Source organism: Streptomyces sp. WZ.A104, assembly GCF_002382885.1.
In the GTDB taxonomy this organism is placed as follows: Bacteria; Actinomycetota; Actinomycetes; order Streptomycetales; family Streptomycetaceae; genus Streptomyces.
This window is the reverse complement of sequence record NZ_NWVL01000018.1, coordinates 53,707-68,883: the sequence shown is the minus strand read 5'-3', so window position 1 is coordinate 68,883 and position 15,177 is coordinate 53,707. Positions and strand designations below refer to the sequence as shown.

Sequence of the window (15,177 nt, the reverse complement as noted above, 5' to 3'; positions counted from 1 at the left end):
GGCCCGCACCGCCGGTCCGGCCGCCGGGAGCCTATTCGGGTGCCGCGTCCGGTGCCGTGTCCGCGCCGTACCCGGTGTCCGCGCCGTCGCGGGCGCCCTCGGGGAGATCCGGGAGCGTGTACGCGGACAGCGGTACGCCGCCGGGGTCCGGGCGGACGGCCCCGAGCAGCGGGTTCGACGCCACCGGGGAGACCTTCACCTCCGTACCGGGGCGGGGTGCCTGCACCACGAGGCCGTTGCCGATGTACAGCGCCACGTGGGTCGCCTTCGGGAAGTAGACCACCAGGTCGCCGGGGCGCAGTGAGGAGAGCGGCACCTTCGGGAGCCGCTTCCACTGTTCCTGAGAGGTGCGCGGGATCGGCCGTCCGGCCGACGACCAGGCCCGGGACGTCAGCCCGGAGCAGTCGAAGGACCCCGGCCCCTCCGCGCCCCACACGTACGGCTTGCCGATCTGCCGGATCGCGTACGCCACGGCGTCGCCGCCCTGCCGTGTGGGCGGCCGGGTGGAGCTGAGGGCCCCGGAGGCGACCAGTTCGCGCTGGGCCGCCGCCACGCCCTGCTGCTCAAGTCCGGCCAGCAGGTCCAGTTGCTCGGCGGAGAGCGTGGCGAGCAGGGCCTCGACCCGCTCCAGCTTGCCGCGCACGGTGTCGCGCTGCTTCTTCTGCCGCGCGGCCAGCTTCTTCTGCTGGTCCATCGCCTTCCGGGACGCGGAGGCCAGCGTGTCCGCGCGCCGGGCCGATTCGGTCAGCCGGTCCACCGTAGCCGCACGGCCCGCGGCCACGCGCTCGATGACGTGGGTCTGGTCCAGGGCCCGCAACGGGTCCCGGGCCAGCAGCAGCTGGAGGAACGCGGAGAAGTCGGTGCGCCCCTGATACTGCTCCCGGGCCAGCCGCCCGGCGTCGCCGCGGCTGAGTTCCAGCGCGGCCCGCGCCTTCGTCAGGTCGGAGTCGACCTTCTTCGCCCGCGCGGTCTGCTTCTTCAGCTTCTCGGCGGTGGCGTTGTAGGCCTCGCTCGCCTCCTCCGCCTCCTGGTAGAGGGTCTGCAACTCGCGCAGCAGGGTGGCGACACTCCTCGGCGCCCCGGCCTCGGGGGCGGCGAGGGCGGTCTCGGCGTCGACGAGGGGAGCGGATGAGGAATCGTCGGACGGTACGGGGTCCGGCTCGGCGGGTGCGGCGATGGCCGGGGAGACCGTGAGCGCCGCGGTGAGGGCGGTCGTACAGACCGCGCGCAGGAGCCTGCCTGACACGACATCACCTCCGTGACCAAAAGTGGGTGAATCTGATTATCCGGTCACTCGGTGTCAGGTGATGCAAGCACTGCGCGGCGTGCCGTCCGAGGAATCCCCCGGACGGCGGTGGGGGAGGGGGAGGGCCTCAGACCACCGGGAAGGCGTAGAAGACCTTGCCCCGCTGGACGACGGCGGTCCTGCCGACCGTGAGCGTCCGGTACGGCGCGATCACCGTCCCGCCCTTGGGGTCGGTGGCACCGATGTCCTGGAACTTCCACAGCCGCTCACCGTCGGCCGCCGAGAACGCCGTGACCTGGATCGCGTCGGCGGCGATCAGGGTCTTCTCGCTGGCGCTGAGCGTGATGGACGGGGCGTTCCCGATCCCCGGCACCTCCGTGGAGCGGCGCCACACGAGCCGGCCGGTCTCCCGTTCCACCGCGCCGACCTGCCGGGTGCGTTCGGTGGTGTGGATCAGCGGTCCGGCGAGGATCGGGGTGCCGAAGACCGAACCGGGGCTGCCCGCGACCCGCCAGAGCGGCTTCGTGGTGTCCGTCTCGAAGGCCTGGAGGTCGGTGCCGACCGCCGCGAACAGCGCCCCGTCCTCGTCGCCCGCGATGCCCGCGACGGGGGAGGCCGTGCCGTACTGCTTCGTCCCCAGCAGCTTGCCGGTCTTCTGGTCGAACGAGCGGATGGAGCCCTTCCCCTTGGCCGCCTTGACCTCGGCCGGCGTGAGCGTGCCCGACTCCTGGCGTACGAGGATGTCGGTGGAGCGCTCCCCGATGACCCGGTAGACGGGGGTGCCCGGGGCACGGCCCGCCGGTACGGGCGTACGCCACAGCTCCTTGCGCTGCACGATGTCGTACGCGAAGAAGTACGCCTGGACGACCTCCTTGTCCTTGGCCTTCTTCTCGCCCTTCTTCGGCTTCGGCGCCTCCACGGTGACCGTGTGCGAGCCGGTGAACCAGACGACCGGGCCCGAGTGCCCGGCCAGCCGCCCGACCGCCAGGCCGGGCAGGTCGGTGAAGCCGTCCGTGTACCGCAGCCGGTGCACGACGGTGCCGTCCTCCGGCGACAGCCACAGGAACTCCGTCGGGGTGGCCACGAAGCACAGCTCATCGCCCGCAGCCAGCGCGGCCTGCCCCTTCGCGGCGTCGGCGCGCTGCCACAGCCGCTTCCCGGTCCGCAGGTCGACGGCGCTCGCCTGGCTCTCGCTGGTCACCACCAGCAGCCGGTCCCGCCACAGCGCGGTGGTGCGTGGGGCGGACTCGGAGGCCGGGTGCCGGTAGATCCAGCGCGGCTCGGGGGCCTGCCCCGGCAGCGTACGGCGGGGCTTCGGCGCGGGCTTGTCGTCCGTGGCCGCCGCGGTGTCCCCGGAGCCGAGCGCGGCAACAGCACCGCCGCCCACGACCAGTCCGCCGACCGCCGCGGCCGCGATGGTCAGCAGGGTCCGGCGGCTGGTGGCGGGGTCGGGCGCGGGGGCCGGTGCGGGGGGCAGGGGCAGGGACACCATCGGGCCACCGCCGGGCCCGCCCGGGCCTCCCGGACCTGAGGGCCCGGCGGGGAGCGCCGGGAGGGCGGCCGGAGGGTACGGGGCCGGTCCGCCCTGGGTGTGGGTCGGCTGCTGCGGGGCGGCGGGTGCCGCGGGCAGCTGGGGAGCCTGGGGGTGGGGGGTGCCCGGGGGAGCGGTCATTTCGTGGGGGACGGCGAGCTGGGTGGTCGGGCGGTCGTTCCGCGGCGGCCGCGGCCCGGTGTTGAGGAAGCGCGTGGTGCCCCGGTCCTCACCGACGTCTCCGTCGGCCCCGCTGTCCCCGTCACCTACGGGGGTGGCTGCTGGGGGAGCGGTGGCGGCCGCCGGTGCCGGTGCGGCGGTGGGGCCCTTCGCGAGCGCGGGAAGCGGCCGCGCGTCCTGGGGCACGAGGGCCTTGCGGGGGTCCTCGGGCCGGGCGTCCTCGGGCCGGGGGTCGTGCGGCCGGGGGGCCTCGGGTCGGGCGTCCTCGGGCCGGGGGGCCTTCGGTCGGGCGTTCTCGGGTTCGGTGGGGGTTGCGGACATACCGGGGATTTCTGGAGTGGGGGCGGGTTCGGTGGAGGCTTCGGTGTCGGTGTCGGTGTCGGTGTCGGTGTCGGTGGTGGAGCCGGTGGTGGAGCCGGGGCCGGAGCCGGAGTCGGTGGCCGTGGGGGCGGTGGTGGCCTCGGCGGCCTCAGTGGCCTCACCGGTCTCGGCGGTCTCCGTGGCCTCGCCGGGCTCCTTGACCTCCTTGGGCTCCTGGGGCTCTTCGGCCCCCTTGGCCTCCCGGGGCGCGTCGGCGCCAGGGCCGTCCGCAGCGCCAGGACCGTCCGTAGCGGCCGGGCCATCCGTAGTGGCCGGGCCATCCGTGTCATCGGCGCCCGCGCCGGGCCCTTCCGCAGCCCCCGCCTTCCCTGCCTTCCCCTCCGGCGCCCCGAGCGCCCGCACGCGCGCCTCCTGGTCCGTGACCGCCGCCGCCAGCTGTTCCGGGAGCCAGCCGCCGTGGGCGAGGCCCGCTGCGCCCTCCAGGGCCAGTTCGGCGGCGACCGTGCCCGCGGTGGGACGCTCGGCCGGGTCCTTCGCCAGGCAGGACGTGATCAGCTCGCGCAACGGCTCCGGCACGGCGTCCAGTTCCGGTTCGTCCTCGGCGATGCGGCGGGCGGCCTCTTCGGGCGGGCCCTCCGTGAACGGGGTCGTTCCGGTCGCCGCGTACGCCAGGAGCAGTCCCAGTACGAACAGGTCGGAGGCGGCGGAGACCTCCTTGCCCTCGATCTGCTCGGGCGTCAGATAGCCGAGCCGTACCGACAGCTGGCCGCCCGGCCGCGCCTCCGCCGAGGCCGCCGCGCCCAGCGGGCCGAACGCGGTGAGGCGGGGGCCGTCCTCGGCGAGGAGCACCGTACCGGGGGCGAGGCCCTGGAGCACGGACCCGGCGGCGTGCACCCGGGAGAGGATCTCGGCGATGCCCGCGCCCAGTATCCGCAGGGCCCGCTCGGGCAGCGGTCCGGCGATCCCGACCGCCTCGGCCAGCGGCAGCGCGGGGACGTAACCCGCCGCCGTCCACAGAAGTTCCGGGGCCTCGTCCTCGTCCGCACCGGTCTCCAGTGGTGGGGTCACCCAGCCGCCCGCCAGGCGTTCGGCGGTGCGGGCCTCCGCCTGGAAGCGGCGGCGGAAGGCGGGTACGGCGGCCAGCGCGGGGCGCGCGGCGGTGACGACGGCCGGCTCACCGGTCTCCGTGTCCCGGGCCACGTACTGCACGGCGCTCGCACCCTCGTGGAGGCGCGCCAGCACGGTGAAGCGGCCGAAGCGGCGTGGATCGTCCTGACGCAGCGCCTCCATGGCGCACCCCCCTTGTGACCGTCCCTCGGCACCTGACCGTCGATCTTAGGGCCTGCGCCGAAGCGCGGCCCGTCCGCCACTCAGCCGCGGCCCGGGGGCTTCGACCAGGGCCACTTGAGCGTACGGCGCTCGCGGCCCCCGGGAACGTACTCGTACACCCAGCCGCGCTGGAGGCCGAGGCGTCTGGTGTACCCGGCCGGGACGCGCTGGTACGCGTACACGGTGGCCGGGCCGCCGTCGGGGGAGGGTACCGGGACCTCGTACCACTTCGGCGGATGGCCGGTCGGGCCCAGCAGGATCGGCAGCACCCGGCCGTCCAGGGGGCCGCCGCGGAAAGGGGTGTTCTCGCTCTTCACCGGGTCAGTCTGACGCAGCCGCCGCGGGCAGCAGGTGCGCCGCCTCCGCAACGACCGGAATCACCCGCTCCGCTAGCTGTCCCGCCGGTCCCCCGGCGGTCTCCAGCGCCAGCAGGTCGCTCACCACGGACGCGGTCTCCGGGTCGGTGGCGGCGGTGGCCGCGAGGAGGGCGATGAGGTGGTCGACCAGCCAGCCGCGCAGCTCGGCGGCGGAGGGCCGCTTCCCGTCGTCGAGCCAGATCAGCGAGGCGGCCTCGACGGCCGCGATCCAGCTGCGCACCATCATCCGCAGCCGCGGCCCGGCGGGCTGCTCCCCCTCCCCCGCGCCGCCGATCCGTCCCAGGTGGCGCAGGATCTCGTCGGCGGCCGCCCTGCGCACCCCGTCCACGATCGTCGTCGTACGGGAGGTCTCCACGACGCTGCCGCCGCGCAGCAGGGCGCTGAACCCGGTGTCGTGCTCGTCGACGAAGCGCAGATAGCGGTCCAGGACCCGGGCGACCCGCTCGGTGGGCGGGCCCTCCGGCGGCTCGGTGAAGCACAGCTTCAGCTCGTCGGCCGCCGAGCCGAGCGCGGCCTCGTACAACTGCTGCCGCCCGCCGGGGAAGTAGCGGTAGACCAGCGGCCGGGACACCCCGGCCGCCACCGCCACGTCGTCGAGCGAGACCTCGTCGGGGGCCCGGTGCGCGAAGAGGCCGAGCGCGGCCAGCAGCAGCTGGGCGCGGCGCTCCTCGACACTGAGCCTGCGGTACGTCGCACGGGGCTGCGGGACTGCGGCGGTGGGCGTCATGCCACCGAGACTAGAGCCTGTGGCCCGCACCGCTTCAGGCCAGCAGCCCGGAGCTCCGCCACAGTCTGCGACCGACGCCGTTCAGCAGCCCGATGTCGTCGAAGAAGTCCGTCAGCCGCTTGGCGCCGGTCTGCATGACCTCGGTGCGGTGGCCGCTCGCCCTCACCTCGGCCACGGCCGCCCGGCGGTCCAGGCCGACGTTCTCGTACACCTGCGGGTTGACGAAGCAGACGGAGAAGACGCGGGCCGCCTCGCCGCAGCTGACCCTGGTGAGTTCGCGCTCCCAGCGCGGGGCGGTCACCATCTGGCGGCGCAGCTCTTCGCGGGCGTACCGGACGTGCCGGGCCTCCTCGATCACATGGATGCGGGTCACCCCGCGCACCAGGGTCTGCACCCGGTCGTCCGGGAACGTCAGGCGCTGCATCCAGTCGAGGATCTCCTCGCCGAGCAGGGTCGCGGCGAACGAACCGGGGGTGGTGGAGACGGTCTTCAGGACCCGCGCCAGGTTGTGATAGACGCGCGGCACCGGGTAGGTCGGGGCGCCGCCCCAGTCGATCATGCGGCCGAACATCATCGAGTGCCGGCACTCGTCGGCTATCTCGGTGAGCGCGTAGCGGACGTGGTTGCTGGTGACGGGCTTGTCATAGATGTGCCGGACCAGCAGCTGCATCAGGATGATCTCGAACCAGATGCCGAGCGAGGCGAGCGCGGCGGCCTCGTGCCGGGAGAGGTCGAGGCGCTGTTCCTCCGGCATGCGGTCCCACATCGGGGTGCCGTAGAGCGAGAGCAGCTCCGGGGGCCAGAACCACTTGCCCTCCTCGACGGCCGCGTCCCAGTCGAGTTCGGTGTCGGGGCCGAAGGAGTGTCTGGCCGAGGATGCGAGCAGCCGCGCGGCGATCTGCTCGCGGTCGCGGAGCGGCCCGAATGCGTCACGGAGCAGGGTCATATCGCGATCGGTCGCGGTCGTCATGGCGGGAGCACCTCACGCTGGGGGTTACCGGCAGTCATCTCTTATGAGACTGCTCGTCAGTAAGCCCGTCAATCCCCTGCGGACGACTTGTTGACCCGCTGTCTACCAACGTGTGAACCTGCTGGGGAGACGGTGGGTGGGCACGCTCAACTGCCGCCGGTGTCACGGAACTTATGAGCCAGTCGAGGCGAAGGAGCCGTCCGTGTCCACACATGACCTCTACACCACCCCGCCCGCCGAACCGATCTGGCAGGTCCCCGCCACCGGAGCCGCCCGGTTCAGCTGGGACTACGACGACGGCCGCGAACGCCTCCTCGCCCTCTACCAGAAGGGCAAGGACAAGCAGTGGGACGGCAGCAAACGCATCGACTGGTCCCTGGAGGTCGACCCCGCCGACCCGCTCGGCACCCCTGACGAGGTGCTCACGCTCTACGGCACCCCGCACTGGGCGAAGATGACGGGCCATGACCGGGGTGAGCTGCGCAAGCACTACACCTCCTGGCAGTTCAGCCAGTTCCTGCACGGTGAGCAGGGCGCGATGGTCTGCGCCGCGCGGATCGTGGAGTCCGTCCCCGACCTGGACGCCAAGTTCTACTCCGCCACCCAGACCATGGACGAGGCCCGGCACGCGGAGATCTACGGCCGCTTCCTCCACGAGAAGATCGGCATGCTCTACCCGGTCAACGACAACCTCCAGGGCCTGCTGGGCGACACCCTGCGCGACTCCCGCTGGGACATGCCCTACCTCGGGATGCAGGTCCTGATAGAGGGCCTGGCACTGGCCGCCTTCGGGATGATCCGCGACACCACGACCAAGCCGCTGCCGAAGCAGATCCTCGCGTACATCATGCAGGACGAGGCCCGCCATGTGGCCTTCGGGCGGATGGCGCTGCGGGACTACTACAAGCAGCTCAGCGACGCCGAACTGCGCGAGCGCGAGGAGTTCGTCATCGAGGGCTGCTACCTGATGCGCGACCGGCTCAGCGGCGTCGAGGTCCTGGAGAACTTCGGCATCGGCAAGCAGGAGGCGAAGGAGCTCTCCGAGCACTCCGAGTACCTCCAGCTCTTCCGCAAGCTGCTGTTCAGCCGGATCGTCCCGTGCGTCAAGGACATCGGCCTGTGGGGCGAACGGCTCCAGAAGGCGTACGTCGACATGGGCGTCCTCGAACTCGGCGACTCCAACCTGGACCTGCTCATGTCGCAGGACGAGGAGATAGCCGAGGAACTGGACCGCGAGCGCTTCGCCGCCGAGGAGCAGGCCCGGGTGACGGAGGTGGCGGACGCCATCGAGGAGGGGGCGGCGGCCGACGCGGCCTGAGCAGCCACGCGGATGCCCGAGCGGATACTCGGATGCGTGCCGCCGGGCAACGGCGGCACGATGCCCGTATGACGACGAACCCGCCCCCAGCCGCCACCGCCGCCGGTCTCGCGGCCGCCCGCCGCAGCCTCGAAGCGCTCGCGCTCGGCGACGCGTTCGGGGAGCGCTGGTTCCCGCTCTTCCGCGAGCGGCGGCGGGCCCTGAACGAGATCAGGGCCCGCCGTACCCCGCCGGAGCCCCTGTGGCACTGGACCGACGACACGGCCCTCGCGCTCGCCCTGCAACGCTCCCTCGACGAGCGCGGCCAGGTCGACCAGGACCACCTGGCGCTCTGCTACGCCCTCGCCTTCGACGCCGACCAGGCACGGGGCTACGGCCACGGCATGCACCTCCTGCTGCCGCAGCTCCTCTCGGCCCCGGCCGACTGGCGCACCCTGGCCCCCGGACTCTTCGACGGCGGCAGCCTGGGTAACGGTGCGGCGATGCGGGTCGCACCCCTCGGCGCCCGGTTCCACGAGGACCTCCACCGGGTCGCGGAACAGGCCGCGCTCTCGGCCGAGGTCACGCACGCCCACCCGGACGGCATCGCGGGCGCGGTGGCGGTCGCCGTGGCGGCGGCGCTCTCGGTACGGGGCGAGTTCACACTGGACGCGGTCGCGGACGGGACGCCGGAGGGGCCGGTACGGGACGGGGTCCGGCGCGCCGCCCGGACCCCGTTCACCACGGAACCGTGGAGGGCCGCGGACCTCCTCGGCAACGGGCAGCGCATACGGGCCGACGACACCGTGCCCTTCGCGCTGTGGACCGCCGCCCGTCATCAGGGCGACCTGGAGGCGGCGCTCTGGGCGACGGCGGAGGGGTTCGGCGACGTGGACACCACGTGTGCCATCGCCGGGGGCGTCGTGGGAGCGTCCACCGGGACGGCCGGGGCACCGGAGGAATGGCGGCGCAAGCGGGAGCCGTTGGGGCAGGAGGCGGTCTGACCGGGTGCGCGCCGGTTCTGGTGCGGGCTCTTCCGGGCGGCGCGCCGGCTCTGGCGTGGGCTTCCCCGGCCGGGCGCCCGTTCGTAGGCGTGTCGTACCGTGAGCCCATGACCACCCCGCCGCAGCCATCGCAGGGCCCGTACGGGCCGCCGCCCCCGCCCTCGCACGGCTCCTACGGCCCGCCGGCCGCCGCCCCCGGGGTGCCGCAGCAGCCCTACGGCTTCCCGCAGCAGCCTCCCGGCCCGCCGCAGCAGGGCGGCTGGGGGCAGCCCGGCATACCCGCAGGTGGCGGGCCGGGGGCGGGAGGCTGGCCGCCCCAGGGGCCGCAGCCGCCGCGCAGGACGAAGACCGGGCTGATCGTCGGCATCGCGGTCGGCGCGCTGCTCGTGGCGGGCGGCATCGTCTTCGGCGTCACCCAGCTCGCCGACAAGGGCTCCGACCTGGTCTACCCGAAGGCGGAGTACGAACTCCTCGTGGAGAAGCAGCTGCTGGACGGCGAGTTCAGCCTCACCCAGGACCTCTCGGAGACGGAGGGCAAGGAGATCGAGGAGACCCCCGACGCCAGCATCCGCGACGCCAACGCGATCGTCGCGCAGTACGGCTCGGACAAGGGCGGGGTCCTGGTGCTCTCCGGGATGCACGGGCGCCTGGCCAGCCCCGGATTCATGCGCGGCAAGATCATGGAGGGGGCGGCGGAGGGCGACGGCGCGAAGCTCGTCGTGCCGCCCAAGAAGTTCACGCCGGCGGGGTACGACATCACGATCGAGTGCCAGGTCGTGCAGTCGAAGGAGGGCGTCGGTGTCGCCAACATCCCGATGTGTGCCTGGGGTGACGACAGCACCGCCGCGATGGTCGCGCTGATCCGGCCCGAGAGCATCCTCAAGTCTCCCCGGTCCATCGACCTGGCCGAGGCCGCGGCGGAGACCGCCAAGGTCCGGGAGGAAGCCCGCAAGCCGATCGGCTGACCTGCCACGGTCCGCCATGGTCCGGGCAGGGGGCGCCGGAGTCTCCCGCCGCCCGCCTGCCCGTCCGTCGTCGATCAGCGCACTCCGGCCGGTGCCGGGAAGCGGGTGCGCAGGGTGAACGCTCGCTCGGTCGGGCCGTGTTCGCGCAGGTGCAGCAGTCGTTCCTCGGCGTCCGCCACCGTCGGGCGTACCCCCGCCGGCACCCACCACAGGGCGGTCATCGCCTCCTGGATCTGCTCGAACCACTCGCGGCGCCGGCTCATCAGCTCCCGGTGCCGCCCGGCGTACATGAAGGCGGTGAGCGCTTCGACGTCCCGCCACACCGACATGTTCACGATCAGCCAGTCGTCCCCGAAGACCGGGACGTCCGTGGCGTTCCCGGAGTCGGAGCGCAGTCGCCAGAGGAACCCGTCGGCTTCGTCGGCGACCGTGTTCACCGGGTCCAGCCCATCGACGAAGTCCTTCAACTGTGGTGAATCCAGCGGGAATCTGAGCCGTGAGATGTTCACCTGCGCCAACTCGTGTTCTCCGCCGCTGATTTCTGTCTCGATAGAGGTCATGACCGCACGGTAGGCAGCATGCTCTCCACGGCGTGGGCCATTCCGAGCAGCGAGACGTCCGCCCCCCGTGCCGCCACCAGCTGGAGCCCCACCGGGCAGCCGTCCCCGGTGAACCCGGCGGGCAGGCTCGCCGCCGGGTGGCCGCTCAGGTTGAACACCCAGGTCAGGGCAGTGGAGTAAAGGTCGCCCGGACCCTCGTGCCCATGCGGCCGGTTCGGCGTGACCGGGGTCAGCAGCAGGGGCGCGGCGGCGAAGAGCGCGTCCAGCCGGTCGTCGTTCGCCCGCCGGACCGCCACGGCCGCCGGGTCCCCGGGTGCCCCGCCCCGTACCGCCTGCCAGGCCCGCGCCGGATCGAGCAGTTCGCAGCCGGTGTCCAGCAGGCGTACGGTCCCCGCCGCGACGAGCCGGTCCACCGCCGCCCGGACGACGGCCGCCACCTCCGGGTCCACGTCCGCGAAGCCGAGGCCCTCGCTGTAGACGGCGGGAAGCGGGAGCGGCGGGGCGGCGGGTGGCTCGTACCCGTCCAGCACATGGCGGAGATACCGCTCAGCACCCGCGGCCGACCGGGCCAGCACGCCCGCCGACGCGAGCCCGGACCGGTCGGGGGAGGGGAGCAGCCCGTTCGTCGTCTTCAGGCCGAACACCCCGCACCAGGCGGCCGGGATGCGGACCGACCCGGCCCCGTCGCTGCCGGTCGCCAGCTCCGCCATCCCCGCCGCGACCGCCACCGCCGAGCCCGCCGACGAACCGCCCGGCGTCCGGTCCGCCCGCCACGGGTTGACCGTACGGCCGTGGGCGCCCTGTCCCCAGGTCTGCCAGACCGTCCCGGGGCCGGGGACGGAGGTCGCGCCGACCGGGACCCCGCCCGCCGCGATCAGCCGGCGGGCCGCGTACGAGCGGGCGCCCGCCGGGCCCTTCACCGCGAACGGCAGCCCGCCCAGGGGGAGTTCCCGTGCCTCCGGCTCACGGGCGAGCGCCTCGTCCGGCCAGACCTCGATGAACGCGTTGAGCGCCGGGTCCAGTCGCCCGATCCGTTCCAGGGCCCGCGCCACGGCGGACGGTGTCCTCGTCGTCCTCGTTGTCCTCGTCATGGGCCCACTCTCTCCCCCTGTTCAGCCTCGCGTCCTCACTCCTCCAGCGCCGCCTCCATCACCGCCCGTGCGATCGGGGCCGCGCTGCCGCCGCCGCTGATGTCGGCCCGGTCGGCGGAGGCGTCCTCCACGACCACGGCGACCGCGACGGCCGGGCGGCCGGATCCCGGGGCCTCGGCCCAGGAGATGAACCAGGCGTACGGAATACCGGAGTTGTCGACTCCGTGCTGGGCCGTTCCGGTCTTGCCGCCGACCCGCACCCCGTCGATCGCCGCGTTCGACCCGGTGCCGTTCTCCACCGTGTCGACCATCATCCGCTGGAGCTGCACCGCCGTCGACGGGCTCATCACCCGCTCGTACGGCCGGGAACCCTCCTGCCGGACGGTGTCCCCGTCATGCGTGGTCACCCGGTCCACCAGATGCGGGCGGCGCAGATCGCCGCCGCCCGCCACCGCCGAGGCCACCATCGCCATCTGGAGCGGGGTCGCGGTCGTGTTGAACTGCCCGATCGACGACAGGGCCAGCTGGTCCTCGCTCATGTCGGTGTCGAAGTTGCTCCTGGCCACCCCGGACGGGATGCGCAGCCCGGAGTCGTTGAAGCCGAACCTCCCGGCCGCCTCCGCCATCCCCGCCAGGCCGACCCGCACGCCCAGGTGGGCCATCACGGTGTTGCAGGAGACCCGGATCGCATCCGCCAGCGAGGCCTTCTCGCAGCCGCGAGACTCGTCGGGCAGGGTGGTCCTCGTGTTCGGCAGGACGTACGGGGACGGGGTGTCCGTGGGCGCGTCCGGGTCGGTGACCACCCGGGACTCCAGGGCCGCCGCCGCCGTCACGATCTTGAAGGTGGAACCGGGCGGATAGGTCTGCCGGATGGCCCGGTTGAGCATCGGCAGGCTCTTGGCCGCGTTCAGCCGGGTCCACGCCTCGGTGACGGCCGAACCGGTGCCGGAGAGCCGCTCGGGGTCGTACGAGGGGGTCGAGACCAGGGCCAGGATCCTGCCCGTCGACGGCTCCAGGGCGGCCACCGCGCCCCGCCGCCCGCGCAGTCCGTCGTACGCGGCCCGCTGCACCGACGCCTTGACGGTGGTGACAACATTGCCGCCCGGCTGTCGGCTCCGCGTGAAATCGTTCCAGAAGGGCAGCGGCGTCAGAGCTGAGTCCGTACCGGACAGGACGGAGTCCTCGGCGTTCTCGATGAGCGTGGTGCCGTACGTCTGCGAGGCGTATCCGGTCACCGGGGCGTAGAGCGGGCCGTGCCGGTAGGTGCGCTCGTAGTCGAGCTGCTCGCCGGTCCTCCGGTTGCCGGTCACGGGCCGGTCGCCGACCAGGATGTTGCCGCGCGGCTGGTCGTAACGGGCAATGGCGCTACGGCGGTTGGCGGGGTTGTCGTTCAGCTCCTCGGCCTCGAAGAGCTGGACGCGGGCCGCGTTGACGAGCAGCGCCACGAGCAGCAGCAGACAGAAGGCGGCGGCCCGCCGGATGTAGCGGATCACCGCTCGTTCTCCTCCCCGGCTCCGGCTTCTGGCCCGTTCTCCACCGTCGTCGCGATGACCCCGGTCTCCACCTGCTCCGGGTGCGGTCTTCGTGAGACGTCACTGACCCGGATCAGCAGGGCGACGATGATCCAGTTGGTGACGACGGACGAGCCGCCCTGGGCCAGGAACGGCATCGCCATCCCGGTCAGCGGGATCAGCCCCATCACCCCGCCCGCGATCACGAACACCTGGAGCGCCAGGATCGACGCCAGGCCGATGGCGAGCAGCCGCCCGAACGGGTCGCGCAGCGCGAGCCCGGCCCGGTAGCCGCGCGCCACGAGCAGCGCGTAGAGGAGGAAGACGGCGGTCAGGCCGCTCAGTCCCAGCTCCTCGCCCGCCGTCGCCAGGATGAAGTCGGACTTGGCGGCGAAACCGATGAGGATGGAGTGGCCCGCGCCGAGCCCGGTGCCGAGCATGCCGCCCGCGGCGAACGCGAACAGCGACTGGGCGAGCTGGCCGGGGCCCCGCCCCGCGTCGATCGAGGCGAACGGGTCCAGCCAGTCCTGCACCCGGCCGTGTACGTGCGGTTCGAACGAGCCGACGACGAACGCCCCGACGGCGGCCAGGAGCAGCCCGACCGCGATCCAGCCGGTCCGGCCGGTCGCCACGTACAGCATGATGACGAAGAGCCCGAAGAACAGCAGCGAGGTGCCGAGGTCGCGCTCCAGCACCAGCACGCCGACGCTCAGCAGCCAGATCGCCACGATGGGCCCGAGCACCCGCCCGGAGGGCAGCTGGAGCCTCCAGACCGTGCGGCCGGTGTGCGCCAGCGCGTTGCGATTGGCGGCCAGATAGGCGGCGAAGAACACCGCCAGCAGGATCTTGGCGAACTCGCCGGGCTGGAAGGAAAGTCCACCGATCCGGATCCAGATCTTCGCCCCGTTCACCGCCGGGAAGAAGATCGGCACGATCAGCAGCGCGAGCGCGGTGGCCACCGAGAGATACGCGTACCGCTGGAGCACCCGGTGGTCGCGCAGCAGCACCACGACGGCGGTGAACAGTGCGACGCCGAGCGTGGACCAGATGAGCTGGGTGGGCGCGGCCTGGTCCCTCGGGGTCTCCAGGTCGAGCCGGTAGATCAGGACCAGGCCGAGACCGTTGAGCAGGACGGCGATCGGCAGCAGCAGCGGATCGGCGTACGGGGCCCGGAAGCGGACCGCGGCATGGGCGAGCAGCGCGAGCATGCCGAGCCCCGCACCGTATCCGGCGACATCGGGGGGCACGGCCCCGTTGCGGGCCAGGCCCACCGCCGCGTAACCGTAGACGGAGATGAGGACGGCCGCGACGAGAAGGACGAGCTCCACCCCGCGCCGCTTGGGCAGGCGTAGCTCGGGCGGTGAAGCGTCCGCCGTCGTTGCGGTCATGCTCCGCAACGTAGCAAGAGGTGCGCTGTATTTCCCTTATGTCACACCCTTCTGATGTCCTCGTCGCCCTGCGCGGGAACGCCTGCGTCCGCCCGTGGGGCGGGCGGCTGCGGAGCCGGGCCCGACGGGCGGACGGACGTGCGGGTGAGGTGGAGTCAGCACCAGCGCGGCGCGGCGCCGATGTTCTCGATGTAGCGGGCCGAGCCCCAGGCCCAGGTGCCGTCGGTCAGCAGGTACCAGCGGTTGTTGCCGTCGACGTTGTCGCCCTTGGTCTTGCAGAAGATGTGGACGACCGCACCGTGCTCGACCGAGCCGACGATCCGGCTGCTGCGGGTCGGCTTGTCGCGGAGCAGCAGGTAGGGCTTGGCGATGACCCGGCCCTTGTAGGTCCGCTTGGGCCTCTGGGACTCGGCCTGCCCCTGCGCCTCCTGGCGGGCCTCGTGCTCGCGCTGGAGGGCCGACGCGGAGAGCTCGTCGGACGTCGGGTCCGGGGCGGTGGCCTCGGCGCGCTGGCCGGCGGGCTGGGGGTCCGCGGCCAGGGCGGCGGGGGCGCCGGCCGTGAGCGCCGCGAGGGTGCCTGCGGCGACGCACAGGCCGAGCCGGCGGAAGCGCGAGGGGCGGGACAGGGGGGACATGCTGCCTCCATGCGAAAGGGAAGGGGGCCGTGGGGGACACGAGCT

Annotated in this window: 13 protein-coding genes; 3 read left to right on the top strand and 10 right to left on the bottom strand. The window is 73.1% G+C overall.

Going from position 1 to position 15,177, the window contains the following annotated elements; translation table 11 throughout:
• Nucleotides 1-31 precede the first annotated feature (31 nt).
• The 5 genes from CIB93_RS12560 to CIB93_RS12540 all read right to left on the bottom strand — a co-directional run bounded on the left by CIB93_RS12560 (nucleotide 32) and on the right by CIB93_RS12540 (nucleotide 6,681).
• Nucleotides 32-1,246 carry a C40 family peptidase gene (locus CIB93_RS12560; protein WP_096626873.1) on the bottom strand — a complete coding sequence of 405 codons (1,215 nt, stop codon included), beginning with the start codon at nucleotides 1,244-1,246 and terminating at the stop codon, nucleotides 32-34.
• Between the two features lie 127 nt (nucleotides 1,247-1,373).
• Nucleotides 1,374-4,568: a PQQ-binding-like beta-propeller repeat protein gene (locus CIB93_RS37870; protein WP_096626872.1), complete on the bottom strand. Its 3,195-nt coding sequence runs from the start codon at nucleotides 4,566-4,568 to the stop codon at nucleotides 1,374-1,376.
• A gap of 80 nt (nucleotides 4,569-4,648) precedes the next feature.
• Nucleotides 4,649-4,924: a hypothetical protein gene (locus CIB93_RS12550; RefSeq protein WP_096626871.1), complete on the bottom strand. Its 276-nt coding sequence runs from the start codon at nucleotides 4,922-4,924 to the stop codon at nucleotides 4,649-4,651.
• 4 nt (nucleotides 4,925-4,928) lie between these two features.
• Nucleotides 4,929-5,711: a TetR/AcrR family transcriptional regulator gene (locus tag CIB93_RS12545; protein WP_096626870.1), complete on the bottom strand. Its 783-nt coding sequence runs from the start codon at nucleotides 5,709-5,711 to the stop codon at nucleotides 4,929-4,931.
• A 34-nt stretch (nucleotides 5,712-5,745) separates the two neighbouring features.
• The gene (locus CIB93_RS12540; RefSeq protein WP_096626869.1) at nucleotides 5,746-6,681 is read right to left on the bottom strand and encodes a diiron oxygenase; all 936 of its coding nucleotides are present in this window, start codon (nucleotides 6,679-6,681) and stop codon (nucleotides 5,746-5,748) included.
• Nucleotides 6,682-6,883: 202 nt separating this feature from the next.
• Between CIB93_RS12540 and CIB93_RS12535 the strand changes: the two genes are divergently transcribed.
• The 3 genes from CIB93_RS12535 to CIB93_RS12525 all read left to right on the top strand — a co-directional run bounded on the left by CIB93_RS12535 (nucleotide 6,884) and on the right by CIB93_RS12525 (nucleotide 9,947).
• Nucleotides 6,884-7,999: a ferritin-like domain-containing protein gene (locus tag CIB93_RS12535; RefSeq protein ID WP_096626868.1), complete on the top strand. Its 1,116-nt coding sequence runs from the start codon at nucleotides 6,884-6,886 to the stop codon at nucleotides 7,997-7,999.
• Between the two features lie 68 nt (nucleotides 8,000-8,067).
• A complete protein-coding gene (locus CIB93_RS12530; RefSeq protein WP_096626867.1) occupies nucleotides 8,068-8,982 on the top strand; it encodes an ADP-ribosylglycohydrolase family protein in 915 nt (304 codons plus the stop codon).
• A gap of 107 nt (nucleotides 8,983-9,089) precedes the next feature.
• Complete coding sequence (locus tag CIB93_RS12525) at nucleotides 9,090-9,947, top strand: hypothetical protein (protein ID WP_096626866.1); 858 nt, start codon at nucleotides 9,090-9,092, stop codon at nucleotides 9,945-9,947.
• Nucleotides 9,948-10,021: 74 nt separating this feature from the next.
• On the opposite strand, the gene CIB93_RS12520 is transcribed toward CIB93_RS12525, so the two are convergent.
• The 5 genes from CIB93_RS12520 to CIB93_RS12500 form a co-directional block, all read right to left on the bottom strand.
• Nucleotides 10,022-10,507 (bottom strand): DUF3291 domain-containing protein, encoded by a 486-nt coding sequence (locus CIB93_RS12520; protein ID WP_179500077.1) that lies wholly within the window; start codon nucleotides 10,505-10,507, stop codon nucleotides 10,022-10,024.
• Complete coding sequence (locus CIB93_RS12515; RefSeq protein WP_096626865.1) at nucleotides 10,504-11,598, bottom strand: amidase family protein; 1,095 nt, start codon at nucleotides 11,596-11,598, stop codon at nucleotides 10,504-10,506. The genes CIB93_RS12520 and CIB93_RS12515 overlap by 4 nt, the downstream gene beginning before the upstream one ends.
• 35 nt (nucleotides 11,599-11,633) lie before the next feature.
• Nucleotides 11,634-13,091 (bottom strand): penicillin-binding protein 2, encoded by a 1,458-nt coding sequence (locus tag CIB93_RS12510; RefSeq protein ID WP_096626864.1) that lies wholly within the window; start codon nucleotides 13,089-13,091, stop codon nucleotides 11,634-11,636.
• Nucleotides 13,088-14,497 carry an FtsW/RodA/SpoVE family cell cycle protein gene (locus CIB93_RS12505; RefSeq protein WP_096626863.1) on the bottom strand — a complete coding sequence of 470 codons (1,410 nt, stop codon included), beginning with the start codon at nucleotides 14,495-14,497 and terminating at the stop codon, nucleotides 13,088-13,090. Before CIB93_RS12505 ends, CIB93_RS12510 begins: the two co-directional genes overlap by 4 nt.
• Before the next feature lie 155 nt (nucleotides 14,498-14,652).
• Nucleotides 14,653-15,132, bottom strand: a complete 480-nt coding sequence (locus CIB93_RS12500) for an SH3 domain-containing protein (protein ID WP_096626862.1) — start codon at nucleotides 15,130-15,132, stop codon at nucleotides 14,653-14,655.
• Between the last annotated feature and the right edge of the window lie 45 nt (nucleotides 15,133-15,177).

Coding starts and splice junctions, on each gene's coding strand:
- CIB93_RS12515 (WP_096626865.1), bottom strand. CDS start 11,598: ATGACGAGGACAACGAGGACGACGAGGACACCGTCCGCCGTGGCGCGG.
- CIB93_RS37870 (WP_096626872.1), bottom strand. CDS start 4,568: ATGGAGGCGCTGCGTCAGGACGATCCACGCCGCTTCGGCCGCTTCACC.
- CIB93_RS12525 (WP_096626866.1), top strand. CDS start 9,090: ATGACCACCCCGCCGCAGCCATCGCAGGGCCCGTACGGGCCGCCGCCC.
- CIB93_RS12505 (WP_096626863.1), bottom strand. CDS start 14,497: ATGACCGCAACGACGGCGGACGCTTCACCGCCCGAGCTACGCCTGCCC.
- CIB93_RS12530 (WP_096626867.1), top strand. CDS start 8,068: ATGACGACGAACCCGCCCCCAGCCGCCACCGCCGCCGGTCTCGCGGCC.
- CIB93_RS12540 (WP_096626869.1), bottom strand. CDS start 6,681: ATGACGACCGCGACCGATCGCGATATGACCCTGCTCCGTGACGCATTC.
- CIB93_RS12520 (WP_179500077.1), bottom strand. CDS start 10,507: ATGACCTCTATCGAGACAGAAATCAGCGGCGGAGAACACGAGTTGGCG.
- CIB93_RS12500 (WP_096626862.1), bottom strand. CDS start 15,132: ATGTCCCCCCTGTCCCGCCCCTCGCGCTTCCGCCGGCTCGGCCTGTGC.
- CIB93_RS12545 (WP_096626870.1), bottom strand. CDS start 5,711: ATGACGCCCACCGCCGCAGTCCCGCAGCCCCGTGCGACGTACCGCAGG.